Consider the following 1,146-nt stretch of genomic DNA (forward strand, 5'->3'; position numbering starts at 1 on the left):
GGGTGGCTTGGCGGACAGGATCAAGCAACATTTGAGAATTTTTTGAAGCCAATTGCAGAACTCGACCTCAATGTGACCTCAATTATGAGTGACAAACAAAGAGGGCTTGTACCGGCAATCCAAACCGTTTTCCCGGATACTCCTCATGCGTATTGCCAAGCTCATTATCTTGGTAATATAGCAGAACCTGTGGCCAATGCTGATGAAAGCATGAAAGTGTCTTTACGCAAAAATGTTCGAGATCAAGCTGGAGATCTTATCCGATCGGAACATCATGGGGAGGAGCAAGGCCGTGTGCTGACTGTGACCGGGATACTTCCGTCCTCAATAGATGAACCGGACAGCGCCATCATATCTCCCCCAAATACCCGGAATGAACAAGAGGATATTGTTAACGCCTTGATACGTCGAGTGCGCTATTTGTTAACCCTCAAAACCCGTCCGCCTTTCCGCTTGGCCGGGATCGAGATGTTTGAACGCCTAACAGAGCTGGCTTTGGAACTCAATGAGTTTATACTCCACATTCCTGACAGCCGTTTGCAGGAATTGCAGCAAGCTATTTCTATCGCCCTCAGAAACGCATCAAATGAATATGCGGACATCAAGCATGCTGCCGGATGGTTACAAGATATCTCCGATTTGCTTGAGGTCGATGAAAAAAATCCCCGCACCGCAGAAACGGTCAGAACAGAACTCTTCGTTTATTTGGCATCTATAAAGAAACAGGGGGAAGGAAATCCGATTTTAACCGATTTTGCCAAAAATATTTGTAAGACAACCGGCAACTACGCCAGTGGGCTTTTTCATTCTTATGACAACCCGGATATTCCCCGTACAAACAACGAACGGGAAAGTGAGTTCCGGGAGCTCAAAAGGAGACTATTGAAAACTACAGGCCAAAAGGGAGCGACGTTGAGACTCATTCAACGATCCGGGGCCTGGGAACTCATTCCAACTCCGGATTCAATTTCTGAAATCGTTTCGGCTATTTCTCAAACTGACTTTGAAGAGTTTTGCAAAGAGCGCCAACGAGTAAGAAACCATCGGGAACGTTTCAGACTCCATACCCGATCGGCTGATCAGGCAAACAAGCAGCTAAAAAAACTCAAGGAACGATGGTTTAAAATTCCAGTGGAAGAGCTATCC

Annotated in this window: 1 protein-coding gene; it reads left to right on the plus strand. The window is 46.2% G+C overall.

Annotated features, from left to right (window positions below; all coding sequences use genetic code 11):
• The coding region (locus MTBBW1_RS27170; RefSeq protein WP_139786941.1) for a transposase at nucleotides 1-1,146 on the plus strand (1,146 nt) is incomplete at both ends.

The sequence above is a fragment of the Desulfamplus magnetovallimortis genome (genome assembly GCF_900170035.1).
In the GTDB taxonomy this organism is placed as follows: domain Bacteria; phylum Desulfobacterota; class Desulfobacteria; order Desulfobacterales; family Desulfobacteraceae; genus Desulfamplus; species Desulfamplus magnetovallimortis.